This window comes from Pseudonocardia benzenivorans CB1190, assembly GCF_000196675.2.
GTDB lineage: Bacteria > Actinomycetota > Actinomycetes > Mycobacteriales > Pseudonocardiaceae > Pseudonocardia > Pseudonocardia benzenivorans.
The window spans coordinates 2,488,817-2,513,909 of sequence record NC_015312.1; the positions used below are offsets into that span (position 1 = coordinate 2,488,817).

A 25,093-nucleotide genomic window follows, 5' to 3' on the forward strand; every position below is an offset into this window, starting at 1 on the left:
GGCGCGAGATCGTCAGCTCGACAGCTCGGCCATCACGAGCGGGGCCTCGTCGAGCAGCTCGCGGGCGAGGAACCCGACGTGGGAGATGCGGGTGCCCAGGCGCTCGCCGGCCGTGGCGTGCACGTGGGTGGCCCAGCACGCCGCCTGCGCGGGCGTCGCACCCCGCGCGAGCAGGCCGACGACGAGCCCGGCCAGGACGTCGCCGCTGCCCGAGGTGCCCAGCCCGGCGTGGCCGCTGCCGTCGGCCCAGCGCCGGCCGTCGGGGGTCACGATCCGCCCGCCCGAGGCGACGACGGCGTCGAGCCGCTCGGCCACCGCCGCCGCGGCGGCCTCCGTCCCGGGTTCGGGCGCGTCGGGAACGCCGTCGAGCAGGGCCTCGGTCTCACCGGAGTTCGGGGTGACGACGAGCCGCCCGCCCAGCGCAGCGACGGTCCCGGGCTCGAGCCCGCGCAGCGCGTAGCCGTCGAGCACGACGGTGGCGTCGTCGCGGACCCGCCCGAGCACGGCGGTGACCAGTGCCTGCAGGGCGGGCTCGTCGTCGAACAGGCCGGGGCCGACGAGGACGGCGTCGGCCGCGGGCAGGACCTGGGCGAGGTCGTCCACGGCATCGGCCGCGACGCAGCCCGCCGGGCTCTCGGGCAGCGGGAGCGCGAGCGACTCGGGCACGCTGACCCCCAGCGCCGTGGCGATGGATGCGGGCGCGCCGAGCTGCAGGACCCCGGCCCCGGCACGCAGCGCGGCCACCCCGGCCAGCAGGACGGCGCCGGGGGTGCCGCGGCTCCCGCCCACGACCAGCGCCGTGCCGCGTGAGGCCTTCGCGCCGCCGCGTGGGGCGGGCAGCGCCCACTCCCGCAGGACGGCCGGGGCGATGACGGTGCCCGAGGGCGGGCCGTGGTCACTTCTCGTCGGATCCGACACGGGGTTCCTTCGTCGCCGGGACGTCGTTGCGGGGCAGGGGATCGACGAGTCCGACGTCGACGACGCGCAGCGGCTCGCCGGGCGAGGGACGTTCGAACCGGGTGAGCGAGCAGTTGCCGATCGGCGCGTCGCGCAGCGCGGCGAGCAGGTCGGACTCGGTCAGCTGTTCGACGATGTAGCGCACCAGATGGATCGGCGCCTCGTGGCTGACGCACAGGACGCGCTGCCCGTCGAGCTCCAGCATCGGGTCGGTGAGCAGCGAACGCAGCCGCAGCGCGACGTCGGCCCACGACTCCCCGCCGGGCGGCCGGTGGTAGAAGCGGCCGAGGTGGCGACGGCGGGCGGCCTCCTCGGGGAAACGGGCCGCGATGCCCGCGGCGGTGTGCAGGTCGAGGATGCCGAGCTCGCGGTCGCGCAGGCGCTCGTCGACGCGCAGCGGGACGTCGGGCAGGTGCTCGAGCACCCGGCGGGCCGTGTCGTGGGCGCGCCGGTAGGGCGAGGTGAGGCCCAGCGTGGGCCGCTGCTCGGCCGGGAGTGTCGAGAACCACTTGCCGACGGCGTCGGCCTGCTCCTCGCCCAGCTCCGACAGCGGCACGTCGGCGTCGCGCTGCAGGTCGAGCAGCTCGGCGTCGCTGCGGCGGGCCTCGTCGTTGGCGACGTTGCCGGTGCTCTGTCCGTGCCGGACGAGCCAGAGGGCGTCAGGGCCGCGGTAGCTCACGACCGGGCCGTACCCGCGCGGGCGCCGTCCCATACGCGCTCCCACCGATCATCCGGCGCGTCGTGGCGCACCAGGCCTTTGGCCGCGAACCGTTCGAGCCAGCCCGTCATCGGCCACCAGCCCCAGCGGCGCCGGAACAGCGCGCCGTTGCGCAGGATGTCGTCGAGGTGCTCGACGGGCGGGTCGCTGACCGGATGGTGCTGGTGGTACGCGGTGGCGCCACCCACCCAGCACAGCCCGATGCCGCGGGCGCGGGCCTGCTGGCCGAGGTCGGTGTCCTCGGCGCCGTAGCCGTGGTAGCCCTCGTGGAACCCGCCGAGCCGCGCCCACGTGGATGCCGTCACCGCGAACGACAGGGACCAGAACAGGGTGTGGTCGTCGGCCTCGACGCACGTGCCGTCGGGCGGGGCCGGCCGGGCCGGGTGCGGCGCCGCGCTCGTGGCCAGCGCCTCGGCGCGGTACCCGCCCGGCGGCGGCGGCGGCAGGTAGGCGACGGGCCCGCACAGCAGCCGCGTCCCGGCGGTCCGCGCCGCCTCCCGGTAGCGCCGGAACAGCGCGGGACCGGGGATGCAGTCGACGTCGAGGAACACCAGCAGCCGCGCCCCGGCGGCGAGTGCGGCCCTGGCGCCGGTGTTGCGCGCCCGCGCCAGCGGCAGCCCGGGCCCGTCGGAGGTCACCGGCACCGTGCGCGTTGGCACCCGGTCGTCGACGACGTCGGCGACCTGCGGGTCGTCGAGCGCGACGACGATCCGCACCTCGGGCGGCCGCTCGACCGCCGCGAGGCCCTCCTGTTGGCGGCGCAGGTGGCCGTGCCTGCCGTGGGCGACGGTGATCACCGCGGTGCGCACGCCGGCTCCTGTGTCTCTGCCGGTTCCGGTGTCCCTGCCGGCTCCGGTGTCCCCGCCAGCTCCGCGACCAGCTCCGCGGCGGCCGCGGGCGCCCCGCCCGGGCACCAGCGCCGCCAGCGCCGACCGTCCTGCGCGGCGGCCTCGTCGAGCAGCGCCGGCCACGTCGCGGGGTGGGGCCACCGGCGGCGGACGACGGCCAGTCCGGCCCGGTCGAGCGCCTCGGCGGTGGCCACCTGCTCGCCGTGCGGCCGCTGCTGCGGGACGACGACCGCAGGTGTCCGGGCCGCGGCGACCTCGGCGAGCGCGTTCTGCCCGGCGTGGGTGACGACGACGTCGGCGCCGCGCAGCAGGGGCCACGGGTCGGCGGTCCAGCCGTCACGGCCCCCGAGCACGGTCCAGTCCCATCCCGGGGTCGCGCGCTCGGCCGCGGCGAGGTCGTCGTCGCCGACGTCGCGACCACCCGCGCCCAGCAGCACGACGACTCGGCGTGGCCCGTCGCCACCCCGCCGGGTGCGGCCGGGCCCGGGCCCGGGTCTGGTCCCGATACGGGAGTCGTAGCGCGACAACGCCCCGACGAACCGCGTCTTCGCCGTCCACGATGCGGGCCACGGCGGGTCGAGCACCTCGCGCGGCCAGCAGGCGAGCAGCGCGTCGGCGACGTCGTGTGCCAGCCGGTGGGCGCGGTCGGTCCGGTCGCCGGGCATCGCCACCACGAGCACGGGCACCCCGAGCAGCCGGCAGAGCAGCGTGACCTCGACCGACACGTCGACGACGACGAGCCGCGGCGCGGTGCGGCCGATCCACTCCGCGACCGCGGCCATCCGCCCGCGCAGCCCCGGGTCGTGGCGGGGGACCCAGTGCAGCACCCCGTGGGCGGTCGGGTCGTCGGGCCGGTCGGCCGCGTCGTCGCGGGGGAGGGTGAGCCAGTCGACGTGGCCGGGGGCGTCGGCCGGCCGGTCGAGGCTGGACAGGACCGTCGCGGGGCCGCCGTGGGCGACGAGGATCTGCATGGCCCGCACGAGGTGCCCGCGGCCGTGGTGGTGGACGTAGTAGCCGATCACGCGGCCGCCCGGGTGTAGAGCCCGACGTACTCGTCGACCATCCGGCGGTGACTCCAGTGCAGTTCGGCGCGCCGCCGCGCGGCGCGGCGGGAGAGTCCGGTCACCGTGGGGACGACGGCGGCGAGCGCGGCCGTGTCGCCGGCGGGGACCAGCCGGCCGCAGGAGTCGTCGACGAGCTCGGGCAGCGCACCCACGGCGAAGCCCGCGACGGGTGTCCCGCACGCCAGTGCCTCCGCGACGACCAGTCCGTAGGGCTCCTCCCAGCACGGTGTCACCAGCACGGCCGAGGCCCGCCCCATCAGGCTCGTCAGCTCGGAGTGCGCCAGATGACCGACGTAGCGGACGGCACCACCGAGGCGGGGCGCGACCATCTCGTCGAAGTAGGCCCGGTCGCTGACCGGGCCGGCGAGGTCGAGCGCACAGCCGGCCCGGCGGGCGGCGTCGACGGCGAGGTGAGCGCCCTTCTCCGGGACCAGCCGGCCCGCCCACACCAGCGGCCCGCCACCGGGGCCGGGTGCGCGGGCCTCGACATCGACGCCGTTGCGGATCACCGTGACCTCGCCCGCGACGTGCCGCCACGCCCCGGCGGTGTGTGTGCTCACCGCGGTCAGCACTCCGTGCCGGCCCGCCGCGGTCGCGATCGCGGACTCCAGCCACGGCGTCGGCGGGGTGTGCAACGTCGTGACGACGGGTGCCCGCACGGTGCGGGCCATCGCCACCGGCAGGTGGTGCAGGCTGTTGTTGTGCACGACGTCGAGGGCGTGACCGTCGACGTCGTGGCCGTCGGCCAGCCGCAGCATCAGGTCGAGGTAGGCGTGGTGCTCGGCCATGAACACCGCGGCGGGCATCGAGACGTCGGCGCGGGCGGCGTCGCTGAGCCGCAGGGAGTGCATGATCTCCACCCGCACCCCGGGTGCCAGCTCGGACCCCGGCGCGGCGAACACCGTGACGACGTGGCCCCGGCGCGTGAGCTCGCGGGCGAGCAGCGCGGTGTGCGCCTCCAGGCCGCCGGCGAACGGCTCCCGGATGGGATGGGTGGACGACGCGATGAGCGCGACCCGCAGCGGTGTCATCCGCGGACCTGGTCGTAGATCCGCCGGTGAGCGGCGGCCACGGCGACCCGTTCGGCGGTGCGCCGGTCGCGGCCGGGACGCTGCGGTGGTTGTCCACCACAGGCCCCGACGATCGCCCCGGTGAGCGAGACCGGGTCGAACCCGTCGCGCTCGTCGTTGCGGTAGGTCAGGCACGGCCGCTGGTCGCGGAAGTACCCGCAGCTCGGGGCCACCACGACCGTGCCGAGGTCGTGGCAGGCTTCCAACCAGCCCGAATGGGTTCCGAACCGGTACGGCAGGATCGATACGTCGATCCGGTCGCGCAGGTAGGTCCACAGCTCGTCGTCGGAGAAGAAGTCGTGCACCTCCAGGCGCAGCAGCCCGCGCCGGTGCGCTCGCGTCAGCCACTGCGCGAGCGCGGGGTCGTGCCGGTCGCCGGCCGGGTCCATCACGTCGGTGTGCACGTCGACGCGCAGGACCACGCCGTCGAGGCTGTTGATCACGGCCGCCGCCGTCTCCAGCACGGGCATCGGGTCCATGTTGGCGCGCAGGCTCTTCAGATGGATCCCGACGACGGTCTCGGCCCGCGCCGCCCGCGGGGCATCGATCGAGGGCAGGTCGACCACGTGCGGGTGCGGGAGGACGAACGGCTCGCGGCCCCAGCGGCGCGCGATCTCGGCGGCCGCGCCCGCGGTCAGCGTGACGAGCGCGTCGGCCGCCGGGACGAGCACGTCGAGATGCCGGTCGTGCGCGTCGCGGTGCACGTGGTGCGGGTTGCGCAGGTCGTGAACGGTGTAGACGAGCGGTTTGCCGAAGCGCCGCAACGTCTGCACGAGGGCACGCAGGTCGTCGACGGGTTGGGCGTCGAACCCGAAGTGGACGTGGAACACGTCGAACGACCGGTGGTTGTCGGCGACCCACCCCGGATCGAGCATCACCGGTGGCCACCAGACGGACTGGTCGCTGGGTGCGGGGCAGGGGCGCGGGTCCGGGAGGCGCCGGACCCCGTCGTCGGCCAGCGGGTCCGACAGGTGCCGGACGTAGACGTGGCCGGAGGGCACGGAGGCGACGGTCAGGACGTCGGTGGGCCCGCCGGCTCGGGCGGGGCAGCCGTCGAGCGTCGGCCCGCTCATCGTGCGGCGTCCGCGTCTCCGCGGCGCGGACCGGCATCCCGGGGCTCGGACATCGTGATCACAGCGCGGTCGATACCCGAAGCCCCCCGAACGGAAACCGCGCCGGGACGGCACGGGTCAGGCACGTGAGCGCGCCCGCCGCGGCTCGCCCGCGACGGTGTCGGCCGCGTCGGCGCCGCGCGCGCCCATCGGCTCGGCGGGCCCGCGCGTGGTGTCACGCGCCGTCTGCCGCTCGCTCTCGGCGTTGATCTCGGCCCCGAGCAGGACGATGTAGCTGGTCAGGTACAGCCACAGCAGCAGCACGACGGCGCCGGCCAGCGCACCGTAGGTCTTGTTGTAGGAGCCGAAGTTGTCGACGTACACGCTGAAGACGATGCTGCCGACGAGCCACAGGACGGTGGCCACGACCGCCCCGACGCTGACCCAGCGGAACTTCGGCGCGTCGCGGTCGGGGGCCACGCGGTAGACGACCGCGAGCGCGACGACGACCAGCACGACGAGCAGCACCCACCGCACGACCTGCGCGACGACGAGCCCGGCACCGCCGAGACCCACGGCCTCGAACACGGCGGGCATCGCGGCGACGAGCGCGACCGCGAGCAGTACGAACACGATCGCGGCGAGGGTCAGGCCGAGCGCCGTGCCCCGCAGCCGCAGGAAGCCACGGGTCTCCTCCTCGTCGTAGGCGAGGTTGGTGGCCCTGATCAGGTTCATCGTGCCCGCCGAGGCGCTCCACAGCGCGGCGAGCAGCGACACCACCAGGCCGACGCCGAGGGCGCCGGTGCCCGCGCTGCTCACCGCGCCGAGCTGGTCGGCGACGATCGGGCGCGCCGCCGCCGGCAGGATCGCGGCGAGCCGGTCGACCTGGTCACCGACCTGCGCGGGGTCCGCGACCAGGCCGTAGACGGTGATGGCGGCGATCAGCGCCGGGAACAGCGCGAGGAAGGCGAAGAACGCGACCCCGCCCGCGAGGATCGGCACGTTGTCCGCCTTGGCCTCCGCCCACGCCCGCCGGGTCACCTGCCACCAGCCGGCGGGCGGTACCTGCGCCGGGGTGCGGGCCCGCCTGCCGGGGACCTGCGCGTCGTCACCGCCGTCCGGCGTCCGGCCGTCACGGTCGGTGCGGTCCTGACCGGCCGGGTCTCGTCTCGTCGTCACGACGGACCACATGCCCCGCCCGGGGGCGGTCGAATCCTGCCCGCCGCGAGGGAACCGGCTCACGCGGGGGACCACCCTGCACCGGGCCGGTGAGCGGCGATGGTCGCCAGGGCGACCATCGCCGCTCCCGACCTCGGGGCGCCCGGCCGCACCCGCGGGCCCGAGGCTCCCCGCGGGCTGCGCCGGCGCGGGCCGGGCTCGTAGGGGGCGCACCCCGCGTGGGCCGGAGGCTCGACCGGGGTGCGCCCGCGCGGGGTATGAAGGCTCGCAGCGGGGTTGCGCCGGCGGGTCGGGCCGTCAGAGCTCGCAGCGGCGCTGTGTGACGGTGCCGGCGATGTCGGCGAGCTTGACGTTCATCCGCTGCGACACCGAGCGCAGGATCTCGAAGGCCTGCTCCTCGGTGATGCCCTCGCGCTCCATGAGGATGCCCTTGGCCTGCCCGATGACGTCGCGGTTGCGTAGCGCTGCGCGCAGGTTCTCGTTCGTGCGCTCCGCCGCCAGGGCGGCTCGCCGGGTGTCGAGTACGGTGGCGGTGTGCGCGGCGAGCACGACCGCGGCGTCGAGGTCGGCCCCGTCGAGACCGCCGCGCCCGCGGGACAGGAAGTTCAGCGCGCCGAGACGCGGCGGCTCCTCGTGGGCGAACAGCCCGACCGCCAACGCGCTGTGCACGCCGTCGTGGGCTGCGGCGGGGCCCCAGCGGGCGAGTCGCGTATCGGCCCCGAGGTCCGAGGAGGCGAACACGCCGAGCCCGGCCCGACTGCTGGCCAGCAAGCACGGACCCTCGCGCAACCGGTACTGCAGCTCGTCGAGGCGGGCGGCGAGCGGCTCGGTGCAGACCGCGGTCTCGAACGTGCCGTCGTCGAGGTGGATCGTCACGCTGACCAGGTCCGCCGCGGGGACCATCGCGCCGGCGGCCTCGACGATCAGCCTCAACGCGTCCTCCGGCGTGGCCGTCTTGCCGAGCGCCGCCGCCACCATCGAGAACTCGTGGGCCCAGTCATGGGCACCCGCCCCGTTCGCCACGGCGTCGCCGCCCTCCACGGTCGTCCCTCGAAACCCGTCACGTGTCGCCACCGAACGTACTGCCGCGCCGTCCGTGCAGGAAACCACCGCGCGGCCTCATCCTGTCCCCCGGACCTGCGCGCCGGACCTGGGCGCGGTCGTCTCGCCCGCGTTGCCGAGCTGGGTGGTTTGGCGGACCGACGGCGGGGCACGCCGCGCGCACACCCGATGAGAGGAGGCCCGATGAGCGAGCCGACACCCGAGCCGCACTACGGCGAGGAGTCCGAGGAGCAGACGCCGACCTACGGCGAGCAGACCCCGCCGCAGGAGACCGACGACGAGGTCGCCCCGGCAGACGAGTGACGATCGACCCGGCTCCGCCGGCGCACCCGCGGCCGAGGCGGCCGCGGGTGCGCCGGCACGCCGCCGAGGCGTTCGTCCGGCTCGGCGCGCGGGCGCCGGGACCGTTCCCGGCGGCGCGGAGCACAGCGGTGCCGGGGCATCGGGACCCCGTCCGGGGTCAGTCCCGGCCCCGGGCCCCGAGGTGCGGGTCCTTCGCCTCGTCCGGCGACGGTTCGCCCTGCGCCCCGGGCACCGCGACCTGCGGCCCGCCCGGGACCTCCGCCATGCCCTCCACCGAGGCGGTCTGGTTGTCGGGGTCGGCCGCGGCGCGGGTCGCCGGGCTCGGCTGGTCCTGCGGAGCGTTCTCGGTGTTCTCGGCCATGGCGACGGAGTACCCGTGGCCGGACGGTTCATCCCCGGACGCTCACAGCCAGCCCTTGCGCCGCAGCGAGAAGTACACGAGTCCGGCCAGCACGACGATGACCGCGGTACTGGTGACGAAGCCCCACGGCTGCTCGAAGCCCGGGTAGGGCACGTTCTGGCCGTACCAGCCGGTGACCGCCGTCGGCACCGCGATGATGGCGGCCCATGCGGCCAGCTTGCGGGTGATGACGTTGAGCTGGTTGCCCTGTTCGGTGGCGTTGCTGTCGAGGATCGTCGCGACGTGGTCGCGGGTCGCGTCGACGGTCTCGGCGGCCCCGAGCGCGTGGTCGTGGACATCCTCGAAGTAGGGCGCCATCGCCGGGCGGGCGAGCCGGATGTGCTCGTCGTCGCGCAGCACCCGGGCCAGGACCTCGCGCATCGGAACGGTCACGCGGCGCAGCCCGGCGAGGCTCTTGCGCAGCTCGAAACCACGACGGCGCACGTCGACGTCGGTGCCGGGCTCGAAGAGCGCGTCCTCCAGTTCGTCGGCGAGGTCGTCGAGCCGCTGCGCGGCCTGGTGGTGCCCGTCGACGACGGCGTCGAGCCAGCCGTGGACGAGGAACCCGACGCCGTTGCCCGCAAGATCGGCCGCGGCGTCCCAGCGCGCCTCCACGACGTCGATGTCGAAGTCGGCCTTGCGCACGGTGATCAGCGCTCGCGGGGTGACGAACGCGCTCATCTCGCTGGTCACCAGCTCGCAGCCGGCGTCGCGCACCTCCACCGCGTACAGGTTGACGAACAGGTGCGAGCTGTAGCGGTCGACCTTCGGGCGCTGCTCGTCGACGACCGCGTCCTCCACCGCGAGCGGGTGCAGCCCGAACTCCTCGACGAGGATCGCGAGGTCCGACTCGTCGGGATCGTGCAGGTCCAGCCAGACGACCGCGTCGTCGTGGGCGGCGAGGTGCTCGGAGATGCGTTCGGCGGGAAATCCCTGGTCGACGAGGGTGCCGTCGCGGTAGAGCCGGGTCCGCGTCGGGCAGCGCGGCGGGACCGCCGTCGTGACGCTGTGCGCGCAAGGGCCGGGCGTCTGCGGGTCCCCGTGCGCGGGGACGGTCCGGGGCGTGGCGTGCGGGCCGGTCATGCCCGGACCTACCTGGCCCGGCCGCCCTGCAAACCCCGGGCGGGGTCCGGGAACCCGGCGAGGCCGACGGCGAACGACGGCCGGCGCTCCGCCACGCCGCAGGGGTGGCTGTGAACGCAGGGCAGCGCCGCGACGAGATCGGTGTTCTGGGCCCAGGAAGAGCCGATCGACCATCCGGTCGACATCGGTCCCCGTCACGCCCATGACGCGCCCGACCGAGCGCCGTCCCGGTAAGGATCAGGCGCACCGACGCTCAGGAGGCACCGCAGGCGGGGTCATGCCGTTGTCGTAGACCTGCACCATCAGCTGTTGCTGGTCGTGAACGTGCCGTGCCCGGTTTCGCAGTCAGTCCTCGGCGAGGACGTCGTCGCCGCCCGGGATCTGGCGGCGCAGCGGGACGAGCGCGAGCACCAGGCCGAGCAGGGCGAACGCACCGGCGGCGACCACCGCGGGCACGTTCATGGCGAGCGGGTCCGCGTCCGGGTTCGCGACACCGATGATGCCGAGGACCACGAACACCGCGTTGACGACGGCGAGCAGCCAGCCGTAGCCGCGGGCGGCAGGCGCCCGGCTCGCCGCCGCCCACCCGATGACGCCGAGCAGCACCTGCAGGGCGCAGCGCAGCGCGTTGCACTCGATGCCGAGCAGCGTCGACTGCTGCCCGTCCGGACCGGCCGGTGCGAACGACGGCCAGAACCCGACGAGCCCGTAGAGGAACATCAGGGTGCCCAGCACCAGCGCACCGATCTGGATCCACAGGACGGGCGCGGGTCTCGTCCGCTGCGTGGTCGACTCGGCCATGGAGCTCCCTTCGAGTGCGTGCGACGCGCGGCGCCGGTTCGCCGGGGCTACCCGGTGGATCGCGGCGCACGCACGCGATTCGACGACGCCGTCGCGGGTAGCCCTCGTGCGTACGAGACCGCAGCGGCGGGAGGTGCCACGGCCGTGCCCGCCGCACGACCACGAGGCAGGTGACGTCGATGGACAACGCCCGAGAGAGGCAGACCGCCGACGACACGACAGGCCCCCCGGTACCCGGACGACCCGACGGGCCCGCGGACACCGAGGAGACGGTCGACCGTCTCGAGGACGAGGTGTTCGGGCGTGCCGAGAACCCCGACCCGTCGACGAGGACGGCCGAGGACGCGCCCGACGCCGAGCCGCCCGACTGAGGCACGCCGGGGCGCCGCCGCGTCGCGCCACGGGCCGAGCGCGACGGGCCGGGCGCGACGGCCGAGCGCGACGTGACCCGAGCGCCACGGAACGGAACCGACGACGGAGAACCGACTGGAGCAGACATGACCGACACCACCACCCCCGACAGGCACGCGCCCGACGTCGTCGACGCGCTCACCCAGGACCACCACGAGGCGCTCGACCTGCTCGGTCGCATCGGCGCCACCACCGACGCCGCGGAACGGCGCGACCTCGCCGACACGGTGATCGCCGAGGTCGTGCGCCACTCCGTCGCCGAGGAGATGTACGTCTACCCGGCCATGAGCTCGCACCTGAGCGACGGCGCCGACACCGTCGCGCACGACAAGGACGAGCACGAGGGTCTCGAGCGGATCATGAAGGACCTCGAGGGCGTCGGCGGCGACGACCCGCGGTTCGACGATCTCGTCACCGCCATGGCCGACGCGCTGCGCCACCACGCGTCGGACGAGGAGGCGGAGCAGTTCCCGAAGCTGCGGGCCGCGCTCGACGAGGAGACGCTGGTCGGGCTGCGCCGCAAGGTCGAGACGGCGAAGAAGCTCGCGCCGACGCGGCCACACCCCGACGCGCCGAACGCCGAGCTCTTCCACAAGCTCGCCGGGCCCGGCGTCGGGCTGGTCGACCGGCTCCGCGACCGGCTGAGCGGACGCGCTACCGGCTGATGTCCGCGACCGCGCCTCCCGGCCGCGGGCGGCGCCGCACCGGCGCAGGGCAGCCGGCGGCCCGTCGACACACTGCTGTGTGAGGACCCCATGACATCGCAGCCGCCCGGCACTCCCGACGGGGAGACCTTCTCGGCCCTCGGCCTGCGGGTCGAGGTGATCCGGCCGTCGACACGGCTGACGGTGCTGCGCTGCGTGGGGGAGATCGACCTGATCAACGGACCGGTGTTGCGGGACTGGATCGACGAGTTCGCCGCGTCGCGGACCGTCCTCGACCTCACGGGAGTCCGCTTCCTCGGGCTCTCGGCCGCCCGCGACCTCTGCCGGGTGCAGGCCGACCTGCGCGCCCGCGGCGACAACCTCTACGTCGTGGCGTCGCCGGACGGCGCCGTCCGGCGCATCCTGACCGTCGTCGGCGGTCTGACGCTCCTGGCGCCCCGGCCCCGGGTCGCCGACTCCCCAGGCCCCGGGTCGGCACCCGACCCGGGTCCCGCGGCGCCGGGGACGACCCGACCGCCGCTAGCGCGGCGGACCGCGACGCGGAGCGCGCCGCTCACCGCCCCCGGGATCACCGCCCCGGGATCACCGGGCCGAACCGGGCTCGGCCATCCGCCGGTGCATGCGGGCCTTGACGCCGTCGGGCAGCACGTTGCCGGTGGCGCCTGGGCCTTGGTGCCGACGGACCCTGCGACGATCTTCGCCCGGCCCGACAGCATCGCCTCGACGCCCTGCTCGGCGACCTGCGCCGGGTCGTCCTTCCACCGCGCCGACCCGGGTGTCGTCCACGTCCGCGCGGTGGAAGAAGTCGGTCTCGGTCGGGCCCGGCATCAGCGCGGGCATGGTCGCCTCGATCGACGACGTGACCAGCACGCGCCCCTCACCCCGGGAGACCATGTCGCGCAGGACGTGCTCGGCCAACCGGACGGTCGAGGTCACGTTGAGGTCGATGATGTCCTGCTCGTCGTCGACGTCGATGTCGACGAACGCGCCGCCCTGCCCGACGCCAGTTGTCACGTCGTTCGCCTACCCGCGTGGCGCCGATCCATCCACCGCACGTGGGCGGCTCAGGTGATCGGGGAACCGCCGGTCACGCCGAGCACCTCGGACGTCATGTACGACGACTCCTGCGAGGCGAGGAACACGAAGAACGGCGCGAGCTCGGCCGGTTGCGCGGCGCGGCCCATCGGGGCCTGCGCGCCGAACGAGTCGAGCTTGTCCGCGCCCATCGTGGCGGGGATCAGCGGCGTCCACACCGGGCCGGGTGCGACCGAGTTGGCACGGATTCCGCGCTCGACGAGGTTGTGCCCGAGTCCCTTGGTGAAGTTGACGATCGCGGCCTTGGACGTCGCGTAGTCGAGCAGGTGCGGCGAGGGGGAGAACGCCTGCACCGACGACGTCGTGATGATCGACGAACCCGGCGGCATGTGCGGGACGGCGGCCCGGGCCAGCCAGAACAGCGCGTAGACGTTGGTGCGCATGACGCGGTCGAACTGCTCGGTCGTGATCGAGGTCAGGCCCTCGTCCTGCGACATCTGGTACGCGGCGTTGCTGACGAGGACGTCGATGCGGCCGAACGCCTCGACCGCGCGGGCGACGACCTCCTCGCACTGCCGTTCCTCACGCAGGTCGGCCGGCACGGTGACGGCCTCACGGCCCGCCTCGCCGACCCAGCGCGCGGTCTCGGCGGCGTCCTCCGCCTCCTCGGGGAGGTGGGTGAGCAGTACGTCGGCACCCTCGCGCGCGAACGCGATTGCCACCGCCCGCCCGATCCCGGAGTCCCCGCCGGTCAGCAGGACCTTACGGTCGACGAGCCGCTCGGTGCCGCGGTAGGTCCGCTCGCCGTGGTCGGGGACGACGTCCATCTCATCGGTGCGCCCGGGCCAGGGTACGGGGGTGTCGCCGCTGCCCGGCACGGCGAAACGTTCGGTTGGGTCTGCGGGGGTGAACTGGTCGTGGGTCACGGATCCTCCGGGTCGGGCCGGTGTGTCGCCGGGTCGAGACGCGGCACGGCACGAGCCGGCGGTGGGCGCCGGCCGCGACTGTCGCGTCGCGAGAGGTCCGGCCGCCGCCGCGGGGCTCCCGGTGGTCGCGCGGTGGCGGCCGCGGTCTCCGCGTTCCCCGGCGGGCTCGGTTCATTCCTGCGGTCTCCCCGGCGAGGCCGGCGACCGTGGGCGAGGTCCGCCCGGACCGGTGTGTCGGCAGCACGGTCGCGGGTACAGCAGAGGTCACGGAACATCCGCGACCCAGGAAGTGAGCAGATGCGACTCGACTGGCTGCGCCCGGCCTGCGATCGGCCCGGACCGTTCGCGACAGTGCTGATCGACGCCACCCACGACACCGAGGACGCCGCCGAGCTGGATCGGCTGCGCCGCCGCGAGGTCGGGGCCGCGCTCGCCGACCAGGGCGCGCCGGAGGACGTGCGCGAGGCCGTCGAGGCCGCGCTCGCCGGTCCGCCACCACCCGACGGCACCGCGGGACGGGTGCTGGTCGCCGACGCGACGGGCGTGCTGGTCGACCGCCTCACGCCGGTGCCGCCGGCGGCACCGGCCGCGCGCTGGGGTCCCCTGCCCGACCTGCTCGCCGTCGTGACGGAGGTGCCGGAGCCGGTGCGGACGGTGCGGGTCCAGGTCCACGAGACGGGCGGCGAGATCGCTGTCCCGGGCGAGGACCCGGTGACCGTCGGCGGCGAGACGCCGGTGCACAAGGTGCCCGCCGGCGGCGCGTCGCACCTGCCGATGCAGGAGCGGGTCGAGGAGAGTTGGCGGCGCAACACCGCTGCCGTCGCCGAGGCCACCGAGCGGGCGGTCCAGCGGACCGGGGCGGAGGTGCTCGTCCTGACCGGCGACGCGCCCGCCCGGGCCCGGCTGCGCGACCGGCTGTCGCGGCGGTGCACCGACGTCCTCGTCGAGATCGAGCACAGCGGCGGGGAGCGCGGCGCGGACCTGCCCGACACCGTCGCCCGGGCCGAGGACGACGTGCGTGCGCTGCGGCGGCGCACCGCGCTCGACCGGTTCGCCCGGGCCGCCGGGCACGGTGACGGGCTCGCCGTCAGCGGTGAGGCCGACGTGCTCGCCGCCGCGCGCGCCCAGGCCGTCGAGACGCTGCTCGTCGATCCGGCCGCCGTACCCGCCGACGAGGTGTGGTTCGGGACCGACCCGGCCGCCCTCGCCGCCGACGAGGCGGGTCTGGCAGCCATCGGGAGCACCCCGGCGGGCCGCGCTCCCGTCGCCGCGGCGTTGCTGCGTGCGGCCGTCGTCACGGATGCGGACGTCGTCGTGACCGGACCGGCGGGCCCGGACGCGCGCGACCCGCTCGACCCGGACGTCCCCGGCGAGCAGGACGAGGAGCAGCCGGCGGGACCGGTGCTGCGGCACGGCCTGGGCGCGGTCCTGCGGTTCCCGGTCGCCGCCGGCTGAGCAGTCCGCGCATCCGCGCCGGGCCATGGAGCTCTTCTGCACGCTCGAGGTCGAGGCCGAGCCGCACCGGCTCGGCCTCGTCCGGCATGCCGTCGAGGTGTGGCTCATGGCGGTGCGCTGGCCGCGAGGGGCGATGTCGCCGATCGTCTTCGCGGTCAGCGAGATCGTCAGCAACAGCATCGAGCATGCCTACCCGATCGAACCCCCGGGACCGGTGCGGATCGCGCTCGCCGTCGAGGTGGTGAGCCCGGGGTGCGAGCGGATCCGGGTGGTGGTCAGCGACCGCGGGCGCTGGCGCACGGCGGGCCCGGAGCCAGGCCGCGGCAACGGGCTGCCGCTGGTCGAGACGCTGTGCGCGGCGGTCGAGGTCGTCACCGACGCCGAGGGCACCCGGCTGACGCTGCTGAGCGAGCCCGTCGCCCGGGGGGACCGCCCGTGACGACGCCTTCGCATCGTGCGAACGGGCCGCGACGGCGCTACCGTGGAGGTCCGGCCGCATCCACGGCCGCTGGGTGCAAACCGCCGCCCTCTCCCAGTGTCGATTCGTGGAGACGTGCGTATGCGCACACTTCCCGCCCACCGCGCCGATCCCGACGTCCGGCCTGACGGTGAGTTCGGTGACCAGCTCGAGCGGCTCCACCGGCTCGCCCGGCTCCCGGCCGACGATCCGGCCCGCGACGCGCTGCGCGACGACCTGATCCTGACGTTCCTGCCGGTCGCGGAACGCATCGCGGGCCGGCACGCCTCCGCCACCCCCTGGTCGCGTGAGGACCTGCGGCAGGCGGCGTCGGAGGCGGTCGTGCGCGCGGTCGACCGCTGGGACCCCGAGCGGGCCCAGGGCGACTTCCTCGGCTACCTCGTGCCCTGCGTGCGCGGTGAGGTGCTGCGCTGGTTCCGCGACCAGTCCTGGAGCGTGCGGGTCCCGCGCCGGCTCAAGGAGCTCTCCGTCGCGATCCGGTCCGCCCACGGGCCGATGGCCCAGCGGTTGGGCAGCGCGCCGCGCCCCTCGGAGCTCGCTCGCGAGCTCGGCGTCGACATCGAGGAGGTGCTGGAGGCGCTGCACGCGGAGGAGAACCACCGGGCCGCGACGCTCGACGCCCCCGCACCCGGGGACGAGCGGCTGCCCGGCGAGCAGCTCGGTGAGATCGACCGCCAGCTCGAGCTCGTCGAGGACGCCGAGACGCTGCGCCCGTTGATCGCCGCACTGCCCGAGCGCGAGCGCCGCATCCTGCTGCTGCGGTTCTACGGCGGCCGCACCCAGAGCCAGATCGGGGAGGAACTCGGCGTCTCGCAGATGCACGTGTCGCGGCTGCTCAGTCGCACGCTCGCCCGGCTGCGGGCCGCCATGCTCGACGACACGCCCCCTGGCTGATCGCCGGCCCGACGGCTAAAGGGCCAGCCGCTCACCCGCGTGGTGCTCGTGGGCCGACCGCGCCGGAGCGGCGGCGTCGGCCCGGTTGATCTCCGCCCACACCGCGTCGAGGGAGAGGCCGAGCACGTCGGCGATCGCGGCGATGGTGGGGAAGGCCGGGGTGGCCACGCGGCCCGACTCGATCTTGCGCAGGGTCTCCGGAGACACGCCCGCGTCCAGCGCGGTGCCGAGCATCGAACGCTCGCCCCGCGCGCGCCGCAGCAGCGCGCCGAGGCGCTGCCCGCGCTCGAGCTCGGCAGGCGTGAGCGGCAACCTCACCATGACACCGATTGTAGTACCGGGGATAACATGGACGGGATACTTATTGGAGCGAGTAGGCCAGCGAGTAAGGCGTCGAATGATCGAGATCCTCAACCCCACCCGGCTGCCCCGCGCCAGGCGGGCGGGCGCACTGGTGGCCGACATCCTGCAGGCCGTGCGGAGCCGCTGTGAGGTGGGCACCAACCTGCTGGAGATCGACCGCTGGACCCGATCCATGATCATCGAGGCCGGGGCGGAGTCCTGCTACGTCGACTACGCGCCGTCGTTCGGACGTGGCCCGTTCGGGCACTACATCTGCACGTCGGTGAACGACGCCGTGCTCCACGGGCGACCCTTCGACTACGCGCTCGCCGACGGCGACCTGCTGTCGCTCGACCTGGCCGTCGCCAAGGACGGCGTCGTCGCCGACTCGGCGGTCAGCTTCGTCGTGGGCGCGACGACCACGCCCGATGGCGCCGCGATGATCGACGCGACCGAGCGCGCCCTGCGCGCCGGGATCGCCGCCGCCGTCCCCGGCGCGCGCACCGGCGACATCTCCCACGCCATCGGCTCGGTCCTCGGCGCGGCCGGATACCCGATCAACACCGAGTTCGGCGGGCACGGCGTCGGCACGACGATGCACCAGGACCCGCACATCTCCAACACGGGACGGCCCGGCCGCGGCTACACGCTGCGCCCCGGGCTGCTGCTGGCGCTCGAGCCATGGGTCATGGCCGACACTGCCGACCTCGTCGTCGACGCCGACGGCTGGACGCTGCGCAGCGCGACCGGCTGCCTCACCGCGCACAGCGAGCACACGATCGCCATCACCGACGACGGCGCGGAGATCCTCACGCTCCCGACCGGGACCCGGTAGCCCTGGTCAGCGCGGCTCCTCGGGGTGGTCGCGGCAGCGGTCGGTCTCCGGTCGGATGCTCAGCCGCTCGTCGTCGATCTCCCGCCCGCAGACGGTGCACCGCCCGTACTCGCCCCGCTCGAGGCGGTCGAGCGCCGCGTCGAGCCGTCGGCGCTGCGTCCGCAACGTGCCCTCGGCCAGGTCCGCCTCCATCGTCTCGGTCTCGCGCGACGCACGGTCGGCCTCGTCGACGGCCCGCCGGTCGGACTCGTCCGGGCGCAACGGGCCGCCGGAGCGACGGTCGGCGAGCTCGTGGTCGATCCTGCGCAGCTCCTCGCGGAGCAGGGTGCGGGCGTGGGCGTCGTCCATGGGGTCCTCTCGGGGGTCCTGACGGGTCGGTTCGGGCTCAGCGGTTGCGGGCGTCGTCGCCGGGATGGTGTTCGCGCTGGGTACCCCGGGCCGCGTGCTCCGACGGCGCGGCCCGGCCCCCCGCGTGCGCCTCGTCGCGGAACTGCTTGACCAGGTGCGGGTAGTGCAGCTCGAACGCCGGCCGCTCGGACCGGATGCGCGGCAGCTCGGTGAAGTTGTGCCGCGGTGGCGGGCAGGAGGTGGCCCACTCCAGCGAGTTCCCGAAACCCCACGGGTCGTCGACGGTCACCACTCGTCCGTAGCGGTAGGAACGGAACACGTTCCAGATGAACGGCAGCGTCGAGGCGCCCAGGATGAAGGCGCCGATCGAGGAGACCGTGTTCAGCGTGGTGAACCCGTCGGTCGGCAGGTAGTCCGCGTAGCGGCGCGGCATGCCCTCGTTGCCCAGCCAGTGCTGCACCAGGAACGTCGTGTGGAAGCCGAAGAACGTCAGCCAGAAGTGCACCTTGCCGAGCGTCTCGTCCATCATCCGGCCGGTCATCTTCGGGAACCAGAAGTAGATCCCGGAGAACGTCGCGAACACGATCGTCCCGAACAGCACGTAGTGGAAGTGGGCGACGACGAAATAGGTGTCTGAGACGTGGAAGTCGAGCGGTGGTGAGGCCAGCAGGATGCCGGTGAGGCCGCCGAACAGGAATGTCGCGAGGAAGCCGAGGGCGAACAGCATCGGTGTCTCGAACGTCAGCTTGCCCTTCCACATCGTGCCGATCCAGTTGACGAACTTGATCCCGGTCGGGATCGCGATGAGGAACGTGGTGAACGAGAAGAACGCGAGCAGCACCGCGCCGGTGGCGAACATGTGGTGTGCCCAGACCGCCGCCGACAGCATGGCGATCGCCACGCTCGCGTAGACGAGGCCCTTGTAGCCGAACACGGGTTTGCGGCTGAAGACGGGGAAGACCTCGGTCACGATGCCGAAGAACGGCAGCGCGACGATGTAGACCTCGGGATGGCCGAAGAACCAGAACATGTGTTGCCACAGGATCGCGCCGCCGTTGGCCGGGTCGAACGCGTGTGCCCCCAGCTGCCGGTCGGCGAGCAGGGCCAGCAGGGCCGCGGTGAGTACCGGGAACGCGATGAGGACCAGGATCGAGGTGAAGAAGATGTTCCAGGTGAAGATCGGCATCCGGAACATCGTCATCCCGGGGGCCCGCAGGCAGATGACGGTCGTGATCATGTTGACGGCGCCGAGGATCGTCCCCAGTCCCGCGAGGGCCAGGCCGGTGATCCACAGGTCCGCGCCGATGCCGGGGGAGTGCACGACGTCGCTGAGCGGGGCGTAGGCGAACCAGCCGAAGTCGGCGGCGCCGCCGGGGGTGAGGAACCCGGACATCACGATCAGCCCACCGAACAGGAATGCCCAGTAGGAGAAGGCGTTCAGCCGCGGGAACGCGACGTCGGGGGCGCCGATCTGCAGCGGCAGGATGTAGTTGGCGAAGCCGAACAGGATCGGCGTCGCGTACAGCAGCAGCATGATCGTGCCGTGCATCGTGAACAGCTGGTTGTACTGCTCCGCCGACAGGAACTGCAGCCCGGGGCGGGCAAGCTCGGCGCGCATCAGCAGCGCCATCGCCCCGCCCGCGAGGAAGAACGCGAACGCCGTCGTGAGGTAGAGGAACGCGATGTCCTTGGGGTCGGTCGTGCGCAGCATGTGCAGCATGCGCGAACCCTTGGGCCGACGCGGCGGCGCCGGGGGAGCCGGGCGCGAGGGCTGGAGGACGGCGGCCGGCGGCGGGTCGGTTCGGGTCATGTCAGCGCTCCGGGAGGGACGTGGCGGAGAGGATCGCGCAGAACTCGTCGAACCTGGCCAGCGCGGCCGTGACGTGCTCGCTCCGGCCGCCCCGGTTGGTCTGCTGGGCGAGGTAGCGGGCCCGGCGGTCGGCGAGCGGGCCGGCCTCGGTGCGGCTCCACACGAGGTAGTGCTCGACGATCGTGCGGTGCCGGCGCCGCACGTGTTCGTCCTCCTCCCTGGTGGCCAGCCACGCGATGAAGGGGGCGAGTGTCGCGCTGGGTTCCACAGCTCCTCCTCGTCGTGGCCGTCGCCGGGGTGCGGGCGGCGCGGTGTATACCCGGCAGGCCGGGCGGCAAACCCCGCCCGGTCGTCGTGGTCCGCGGCGTGCCGCAGCGCCTCGGCGACGACCGTCGCGGAGGGCAGGTCCAGGCAGGGCAGCCCGAACGGACAGACGAACTGGCGGCACGGACTGCACACCGTCGCGACCTGCAGCACCGAGGACGGTACTCCTCGAGGGCGGAACTGCTCGACCTGTTCGGTCCCGGAGAACAGCACGACGACCGGCGTCGCTACCGCGTCGGCCAGGTGCATCCCGCCCCCGCCGTCGTCGGTGACGGCGACGTCGGCGCCGGGCAGCGCCGCGAGCGCGGGACCGTCGAGGTCCGCGGCCGCGAGGACGAGGGCGTCGGGAGCGGGGCAGACGATGCCGTCCCCACGTGTGGTCCGGTCGCCGCGGGGTCGACGCGACCGCGAGAGGGCGGGTCGCGGAGGCCCTCGGCCCGGTGACCGCAGACCTCCGCCGACCGCCGCCGCGGTCACGGCCCCCGGACCCCGGACGCGGTGGCCGTGACGATCGTGTCGACGGCGGGCATCAGGTCGCAGGCGGTGATCCAGCGCTCGACCGGTCCGGCCCGGGACGGTCGGGGTATCGCCGGGGCTGAGCGGGACGGGTACCGCCCGGCGTCAGTCGCCCGGGCGCATACCCCGCCACAGCAGGTCGACGAGCGCCTCGGTCTGGCCGCGCCAGTCGCCCCGCGGGTCGAGGAACAACAACCCGCCCAGGCCGCGCGCGACGGTCTCCGGGTCGAGGCCGGGGCGGACGGTGCCGGCCTCGACGTTGGCCTCGAGCAGCGCGCGTACCGCGCCGACCATGGCTTCGTAGGCCTTGCCCGGGACGTCCTCGTCGTCGGCGTTCGTGGCGGCGCGCAGGGCGTCGGCCAGGCCCCGTTTGGTCATCATGTAGCGCGCGAGGTGGTCGGTGGTCCACGTCCGGAACGCCTCCGGCGGGGACTTCTCCTGCAGCAGGATGGGGACCGCGTCGAGTATCTGCTGCACCTCGTGCCGGTAGACGGCGAGGACGAGGGCCCCTTGGGTGGGGAAGTGCCGGTAGACGGTGCCGACGCCCACCCCTGCCGTCCTGGCGATGGCGTTGAACGACAGCTCGCCCGTGTCGGCGAGCGATGCCGCCGCCGCGGCCAGGATGCGCTCGTTGTTGCGCCGGGTGTCCGCGCGCCTCAGGTTGACGGCCCCCGTCATGGTCACCTCCCGGCCGGTCTCAGCGAACTCTAATTCACGACAGGGGACGTCCCGGACAGGACGCTCGCCGACCGGATAGATATCCGCTACTGTCGTCCGCAGGACCGGATCATTATCCGGTTCCCATCCTACGGACTGACGAGCCAGCACCATCCGATGCCGGGTCACCGCCTCGCGCCGCCCGGCGAGGAAGAGAACCTCAGTGGACATCTCACTCGAAGTGAATGGCAGGACCGAGATCCTCGACGTGGCGCCCGGTGTCACGCTGCTCGACGCCTTGCGCGAGCGGCTCGACGTGACCGGGCCGAAGAAGGGATGCGACCGCGGCCAGTGCGGTGCGTGCACCGTGCACGTCGGCGGCCGCCCCGTGCTGTCGTGCCTGACCCTGGCCGCGACCGTGCGCGAGCCGGTGACCACCGTGGACGGGCTCGCCACCGGCGACGCGCTGCACCCGGTCCAGCAGGCGTTCGTCGACCAGGACGCGCTGCAGTGCGGCTTCTGCACCTCCGGGCAGATCATGTCGGCCGTCGCCGCGGTGGAGCAGGACGTGGACGACGTCCGCGAGTTCATGTCCGGCAACCTCTGCCGCTGCTCGGCGTACCCGAACATCGTGGCCGCGATCGAGCAGGCGAGGGGGGCCGATGCAGTCGTTTGAGCTGACCGCCCCGACGAGCGTCGACGACGCCGTCGCGGGCGCGGGCACCTACCTGGCCGGGGGGACGACGCTGGTCGACCTGATGAAGCTCGACGTCCTGACCCCCCGCCACGTCCAGGACATCAACGCGCTGCCGCTGCGGGGCATCGACACCGCCGACGGGCTGCGGCTGGGCGCGCTGGAGCGGATGAGCGACGTCGCGCGGCACCCGGGGGTGTACCCGGTGATCTCCGGCGCGCTGCTGCAGAGCGCATCACAGCAGCTGCGCAACATGGCCAGCATCGGCGGGAACCTGATGCAGCGCAGCCGGTGCAGCTACTTCCGCGACGTGACGACGGCGTGCAACCGGCGCGATCCCGGCAGCGGCTGCCCGGCGCGCTCGGGGGCCAACCGGATGCACGCGGTGCTCGGAACCAGCGAGGCGTGCGTCGCGACGCATCCGAGCGACGTGGCCGTCGCGCTGGTCGCGCTCGACGGGCAGATCACCCTCGCGAGCGCGGCCGGGACCCGCATGGTGGCGCTGCGCGACTTCTACCGCCTGCCCGGCGACACCCCGCACGTCGAGAACGACCTGCGGCCCGGTGAGCTGATCACCGAGATCGTGGTGCCCCGGCTGGACTGGGCGGTGAACTCGACCTACGTCAAGGTGCGGGACCGGCAGTCCTACGAGTTCGCCCTGTGCTCGGCGGCGGTCGCGCTGGACGTCCGGGACGCCCACGTCGTCGACGCCCGCGTGGCGGTCGGCGGCGTCGCGACCGTGCCGTGGCGCCTGACCGCCGTCGAGACGGCCCTGCGCGGGGCGCCGGTGACCGAGGACGCCTTCCAGGACGCCGCGGCACTCGCCGCGGACGGCGCGGAGCCGCTGTCCGCGAACGGTTTCAAGGTCGCGCTGCTGCGTCGGACCGTCGTCCGCGCCCTCTGCGAACTGACCCAGGACGAACCGACCGGGAGCCGAGGATGACGACCACCACACGGATCGACGCACCCCTCAAGGTCACCGGCCGGGCACGCTACGGGTCGGACCACAACCTGCCCGGCATGCTGCACGGCTACGTGGTGACCAGCACGATCGCGAACGGCGAGATCGTGGCGATGGACGTGGCCGCGGCGCAGGCCGCGCCCGGGGTCGTCGCCGTCTGGTCGCCGTTCGACCCGCTCACGCTGCGCACCCCCTCGACCCCGATCCTGGGCGACACCTGGGTGCCGCTGCAGGACCGCAGCGTCACCCACCACGGCCAGCCGGTGGCCTTCGTCGTGGCGGAGACCTACGAGCAGGCCAGGGACGCGAGCGCGCTCGTCGAGGTGACCTACGACGAACGGCCTGCCCGCACGTCGCTGGCGGACAACCTCGACCTGGCCGAGGAGGCGCCGCCAGGGCTGGACGGGGAGCCCTCGACCCAGGTCGTCCTCGCCGACGGGGTGGAGTCGATCGACGACGCGCTGGCGGGCAGCCCGGTCGTCGTCGAGGGCCGGTACTCCACGCCCACCCAGAACCACGCCGCGATGGAGCCGCACTCCGCCGTGGCGCACTGGGACGCCGACGGTCTCACCGTCTACAGCGGCAACCAGGGAGCCTTCGTGCAGCAGGCGGACCTCGCGGCCGCCCTGGACGTGGATCCGTCGGCCGTGCACACCGTGAACCCGTTCGTGGGCGGTGCGTTCGGGGGCAAGGGACGCACGTCCGTCCCGGCGTTCCTGGCCGCGGCGGCCTCCCGGGCCCTCGGGAGGCCGGTCAAGGCGGCGCTGAGCCGTGAGCAGGTCTTCACCGCGACCGCGAACCGCCCGGAGACGCTGCAGGAGATCACACTGGGCGCCGATCGCGACGGCACCCTGATCGGCGTGCGCCACGACTCCTGGTGCAGCGCCGACACCGACCGGTCGTTCGTCGAGCCCACCTCGGCCGCGTCGAGGGTGGCCTACCGCACCCCGAACCTGGCGGTCAGCCAGAAGGTGGTGCCGCTGCACATTCCCCGGACCACGTTCATGCGCGCGCCGGGCGAGGCGCCCGGGTCGTTCGCGCTGGAGAGCGCGATGGACGAGCTGGCCGTCGCGCTGGACATGGACCCGATCGAGCTGCGGCTGCGCAACGGCTCCCTCGGCCCCGCCGGCAGCGACCTGCAGTGGTCGAGCAAGTACCTCGACGACTGCTACCGGATCGGCGCCGAGCGCTTCGGCTGGTCGCGCCGGACGCCCACCGGCACGCGGGACGGCGACTGGCTGGTCGGGATGGGCACCGCGACGGCGGTGTTCCCGGCGCTGCGGTTCCCGACCACGACCGAGATCACCCTGCGGGCGGACGACACGGCGCTGGTCTCGGTCGGCGGCTCCGACCCCGGTACCGGCCTGCTGACGGTGATGGCGCTGCTCGGGGCCGAGGCCCTGGACGTGGGAACGGAGCGGATCACGCCGCGGCTGGGCCTGTCCGCCTACCCGCCCGGTGGGATGTCCGGCGGGTCGACGGCCACGGCGAGCGTGGGGTCGGCGATCGTGGCCGCGGCCTCGGCGGTGCTCGAGGAGCTGCAGTCGCTCGCGAGCGCGCCGGGCGCGCCGTTCGCGGGACAGGACGTGACCTACGCCGACGGCCGGGTCCTGGGCGGCGGACGGTCGATGACGTTCGGGGAGCTGCTGTCCGCGCTCGGCCGGGACGCGATCTCCGCCGTCGGCTCGTCGGGCCCCGGGGAGGAGCTGACGAAGCACTCCTTCAGCTCGTTCGGGGCCCAGTTCTGCGAGGTCAGGGTGCACCGGTGGACGGGTGAGGCGCGGGTGTCGCGGATGCTCGGGGTGTTCGACGCCGGTCGCATCGTGAACGACCAGGCCGCCCGCAGCCAGCTGCGCGGCGGCATGATCTGGGGCGTCTCGGCGGCCCTGCACGAGGGGCTGGAGATCGAGGGCGACGGCAGGCTCGCCAACGGCGACCTGGCCGGCTACCTGCTCCCGGTCAACGCGGACATCCCCGAGGTCGACGTGCACTTCGTGCAGCACCCGGACACGCTGCACAACCCCGTCGGCGCGCGTGGCATCGGCGAGATCGGGGTGGTCGGCATGGCCGCCGCGGTCGCCAACGCCGTGTACAACGCGACGGGCGTCCGGGTGCGGCACACCCCGATCACGATCGAGGACCTCCTGGACGGCCTGCCCGAGTAGGGGTGTCCTGGCCGCGGACGCGTTGCGGTGGTCCGTCCGG

The 25,093-nt window shown here is 74.1% G+C and carries 27 protein-coding genes and 1 pseudogene; 10 read left to right on the top strand and 18 right to left on the bottom strand.

The window, feature by feature from the left end:
* Window positions 1–12: 12 nt before the first annotated feature.
* The 11 genes from PSED_RS11805 to PSED_RS11855 all read right to left on the bottom strand — a co-directional run bounded on the left by PSED_RS11805 (window position 13) and on the right by PSED_RS11855 (window position 10,537).
* Window positions 13–918: an NAD(P)H-hydrate dehydratase gene (locus PSED_RS11805; protein WP_013674467.1), complete on the bottom strand. Its 906-nt coding sequence runs from the start codon at window positions 916–918 to the stop codon at window positions 13–15.
* Window positions 896–1,636, bottom strand: a complete 741-nt coding sequence (locus PSED_RS11810; protein ID WP_202946368.1) for a histidine phosphatase family protein — start codon at window positions 1,634–1,636, stop codon at window positions 896–898. Before PSED_RS11810 ends, PSED_RS11805 begins: the two co-directional genes overlap by 23 nt.
* Window positions 1,633–2,484: a glycosyltransferase family 2 protein gene (locus PSED_RS11815; RefSeq protein ID WP_013674469.1), complete on the bottom strand. Its 852-nt coding sequence runs from the start codon at window positions 2,482–2,484 to the stop codon at window positions 1,633–1,635. The genes PSED_RS11810 and PSED_RS11815 overlap by 4 nt, the downstream gene beginning before the upstream one ends.
* Window positions 2,469–3,545: a glycosyltransferase gene (locus PSED_RS11820; protein WP_013674470.1), complete on the bottom strand. Its 1,077-nt coding sequence runs from the start codon at window positions 3,543–3,545 to the stop codon at window positions 2,469–2,471. Before PSED_RS11820 ends, PSED_RS11815 begins: the two co-directional genes overlap by 16 nt.
* Window positions 3,542–4,618, bottom strand: a complete 1,077-nt coding sequence (locus PSED_RS11825; RefSeq protein ID WP_013674471.1) for a glycosyltransferase — start codon at window positions 4,616–4,618, stop codon at window positions 3,542–3,544. Before PSED_RS11825 ends, PSED_RS11820 begins: the two co-directional genes overlap by 4 nt.
* A complete protein-coding gene (locus PSED_RS11830; RefSeq protein ID WP_013674472.1) occupies window positions 4,615–5,730 on the bottom strand; it encodes a glycosyltransferase family protein in 1,116 nt (371 codons plus the stop codon). Before PSED_RS11830 ends, PSED_RS11825 begins: the two co-directional genes overlap by 4 nt.
* A 117-nt stretch (window positions 5,731–5,847) precedes the next feature.
* On the bottom strand, window positions 5,848–6,888 hold the full coding sequence (locus tag PSED_RS11835) for a YihY/virulence factor BrkB family protein (protein WP_233899392.1): 1,041 nt from the start codon (window positions 6,886–6,888) through the stop codon (window positions 5,848–5,850).
* Window positions 6,889–7,185: 297 nt separating this feature from the next.
* Complete coding sequence (locus PSED_RS11840) at window positions 7,186–7,929, bottom strand: GAF and ANTAR domain-containing protein (RefSeq protein ID WP_013674474.1); 744 nt, start codon at window positions 7,927–7,929, stop codon at window positions 7,186–7,188.
* A gap of 481 nt (window positions 7,930–8,410) precedes the next feature.
* Window positions 8,411–8,614, bottom strand: a complete 204-nt coding sequence (locus PSED_RS11845; protein WP_013674476.1) for a hypothetical protein — start codon at window positions 8,612–8,614, stop codon at window positions 8,411–8,413.
* A gap of 42 nt (window positions 8,615–8,656) precedes the next feature.
* Entirely contained in the window at window positions 8,657–9,736 is a 1,080-nt protein-coding gene (locus tag PSED_RS11850) for a magnesium transporter CorA family protein (protein ID WP_013674477.1), read from the bottom strand.
* A 345-nt stretch (window positions 9,737–10,081) separates the two neighbouring features.
* Window positions 10,082–10,537, bottom strand: coding sequence for a DUF4383 domain-containing protein (locus tag PSED_RS11855; protein ID WP_013674478.1), 456 nt, complete (start codon window positions 10,535–10,537; stop codon window positions 10,082–10,084).
* A 179-nt stretch (window positions 10,538–10,716) separates the two neighbouring features.
* Here PSED_RS11855 and PSED_RS11860 point away from each other — a divergent pair, with 179 nt between their 5' ends.
* The 3 genes and pseudogenes from PSED_RS11860 to PSED_RS35640 all read left to right on the top strand — a co-directional run.
* The gene (locus PSED_RS11860; protein WP_013674479.1) at window positions 10,717–10,908 is read left to right on the top strand and encodes a hypothetical protein; all 192 of its coding nucleotides are present in this window, start codon (window positions 10,717–10,719) and stop codon (window positions 10,906–10,908) included.
* 126 nt (window positions 10,909–11,034) lie between these two features.
* The gene (locus tag PSED_RS11865; RefSeq protein WP_013674480.1) at window positions 11,035–11,613 is read left to right on the top strand and encodes a hemerythrin domain-containing protein; all 579 of its coding nucleotides are present in this window, start codon (window positions 11,035–11,037) and stop codon (window positions 11,611–11,613) included.
* Window positions 11,614–11,703: 90 nt separating this feature from the next.
* Window positions 11,704–12,021, top strand: a pseudogene (locus tag PSED_RS35640) (STAS domain-containing protein); the annotation flags it as partial.
* A gap of 174 nt (window positions 12,022–12,195) precedes the next feature.
* On the opposite strand, the gene PSED_RS11870 reads toward PSED_RS35640, so the two are convergent.
* On the bottom strand, window positions 12,196–12,627 hold the full coding sequence (locus PSED_RS11870; RefSeq protein WP_049803380.1) for an SDR family NAD(P)-dependent oxidoreductase: 432 nt from the start codon (window positions 12,625–12,627) through the stop codon (window positions 12,196–12,198).
* Between the two features lie 50 nt (window positions 12,628–12,677).
* Entirely contained in the window at window positions 12,678–13,574 is an 897-nt protein-coding gene (locus tag PSED_RS11875) for an SDR family oxidoreductase (protein WP_013674481.1), read from the bottom strand.
* Between the two features lie 297 nt (window positions 13,575–13,871).
* Here PSED_RS11875 and PSED_RS11880 point away from each other — a divergent pair, with 297 nt between their 5' ends.
* The 3 genes from PSED_RS11880 (at window position 13,872) to PSED_RS11890 (ending at window position 16,401) form a co-directional block, all read left to right on the top strand.
* Entirely contained in the window at window positions 13,872–15,029 is a 1,158-nt protein-coding gene (locus tag PSED_RS11880) for a baeRF2 domain-containing protein (protein ID WP_013674482.1), read from the top strand.
* A 25-nt stretch (window positions 15,030–15,054) separates the two neighbouring features.
* Window positions 15,055–15,468, top strand: coding sequence for an ATP-binding protein (locus PSED_RS11885; RefSeq protein ID WP_013674483.1), 414 nt, complete (start codon window positions 15,055–15,057; stop codon window positions 15,466–15,468).
* Window positions 15,469–15,588: 120 nt separating this feature from the next.
* Window positions 15,589–16,401, top strand: a complete 813-nt coding sequence (locus tag PSED_RS11890; RefSeq protein ID WP_013674484.1) for a sigma-70 family RNA polymerase sigma factor — start codon at window positions 15,589–15,591, stop codon at window positions 16,399–16,401.
* Between the two features lie 15 nt (window positions 16,402–16,416).
* Here PSED_RS11890 and PSED_RS11895 read toward each other — a convergent pair whose 3' ends face one another.
* Window positions 16,417–16,722 carry a helix-turn-helix transcriptional regulator gene (locus PSED_RS11895; RefSeq protein ID WP_013674485.1) on the bottom strand — a complete coding sequence of 102 codons (306 nt, stop codon included), beginning with the start codon at window positions 16,720–16,722 and terminating at the stop codon, window positions 16,417–16,419.
* Between the two features lie 76 nt (window positions 16,723–16,798).
* On the opposite strand from PSED_RS11895, the gene map reads away from it, so the two are divergent.
* Window positions 16,799–17,578, top strand: coding sequence for a type I methionyl aminopeptidase (gene map, locus PSED_RS11900; protein WP_013674486.1), 780 nt, complete (start codon window positions 16,799–16,801; stop codon window positions 17,576–17,578).
* Between the two features lie 6 nt (window positions 17,579–17,584).
* Here map and PSED_RS11905 read toward each other — a convergent pair whose 3' ends face one another.
* The 4 genes from PSED_RS11905 to PSED_RS11920 all read right to left on the bottom strand — a co-directional run bounded on the left by PSED_RS11905 (window position 17,585) and on the right by PSED_RS11920 (window position 21,254).
* Window positions 17,585–17,926 carry a TraR/DksA family transcriptional regulator gene (locus PSED_RS11905; RefSeq protein ID WP_013674487.1) on the bottom strand — a complete coding sequence of 114 codons (342 nt, stop codon included), beginning with the start codon at window positions 17,924–17,926 and terminating at the stop codon, window positions 17,585–17,587.
* A 37-nt stretch (window positions 17,927–17,963) separates the two neighbouring features.
* Complete coding sequence (gene ctaD, locus PSED_RS11910) at window positions 17,964–19,736, bottom strand: aa3-type cytochrome oxidase subunit I (protein WP_013674488.1); 1,773 nt, start codon at window positions 19,734–19,736, stop codon at window positions 17,964–17,966.
* 1 nt (window position 19,737) lies between these two features.
* A complete protein-coding gene (locus PSED_RS11915) occupies window positions 19,738–20,004 on the bottom strand; it encodes a hypothetical protein (RefSeq protein ID WP_013674489.1) in 267 nt (88 codons plus the stop codon).
* 677 nt (window positions 20,005–20,681) lie between these two features.
* Window positions 20,682–21,254 carry a TetR/AcrR family transcriptional regulator gene (locus tag PSED_RS11920; protein ID WP_013674490.1) on the bottom strand — a complete coding sequence of 191 codons (573 nt, stop codon included), beginning with the start codon at window positions 21,252–21,254 and terminating at the stop codon, window positions 20,682–20,684.
* Window positions 21,255–21,456: 202 nt separating this feature from the next.
* On the opposite strand from PSED_RS11920, the gene PSED_RS11925 reads away from it, so the two are divergent.
* Genes PSED_RS11925 through PSED_RS11935 form a run of 3 tightly spaced genes read left to right on the top strand, consistent with a single transcriptional unit; the run spans window position 21,457 to window position 25,053 of the window.
* Window positions 21,457–21,909 (top strand): (2Fe-2S)-binding protein, encoded by a 453-nt coding sequence (locus PSED_RS11925; RefSeq protein WP_013674491.1) that lies wholly within the window; start codon window positions 21,457–21,459, stop codon window positions 21,907–21,909.
* Window positions 21,896–22,870: an FAD binding domain-containing protein gene (locus PSED_RS11930; protein ID WP_013674492.1), complete on the top strand. Its 975-nt coding sequence runs from the start codon at window positions 21,896–21,898 to the stop codon at window positions 22,868–22,870. Before PSED_RS11925 ends, PSED_RS11930 begins: the two co-directional genes overlap by 14 nt.
* The gene (locus tag PSED_RS11935; RefSeq protein ID WP_013674493.1) at window positions 22,867–25,053 is read left to right on the top strand and encodes a xanthine dehydrogenase family protein molybdopterin-binding subunit; all 2,187 of its coding nucleotides are present in this window, start codon (window positions 22,867–22,869) and stop codon (window positions 25,051–25,053) included. The genes PSED_RS11930 and PSED_RS11935 overlap by 4 nt, the downstream gene beginning before the upstream one ends.
* Window positions 25,054–25,093 lie beyond the last annotated feature (40 nt).